The following is a 282-nucleotide window of genomic DNA, read 5'->3' as shown; positions in this document are numbered from 1 at the left end:
ACACTTAACCAGTGTGCGCCAGCTTCAGTTTTTTATAAGAGACAGTGATTATTTTGATGAAAAAATTAAAGGGAAGCATAAAGTAGATGTTATGCTTGGCGGCGGCGTAAAAAACTTTGTTAGAAAAGATCGAAATCTTACAGAAGAGTTTAAGAAATCTGGTTATAGCTACGTAACAGATCGAGATCAATTATTAAAAGATAAAAACGATCAAATTTTAGGTTTATTTGCACCAGGCGGTTTAGATAAAATGATTGACCGTAATGAGAAGACACCTTCATT

The 282-nt window shown here is 33.7% G+C and carries 1 protein-coding gene; it reads left to right on the top strand.

The features are described 5' to 3' along the window. Positions 1–282: alkaline phosphatase (locus ACSG5Z_RS32280; protein ID WP_435712980.1), on the top strand; the 282-nt coding region annotated here is incomplete at both ends.

Source organism: Bacillus pretiosus, assembly GCF_051294775.1.
Classification (GTDB): domain Bacteria; phylum Bacillota; class Bacilli; order Bacillales; family Bacillaceae_G; genus Bacillus_A; species Bacillus_A wiedmannii.
This window is presented reverse-complemented; position numbering and strand designations above follow the sequence as displayed.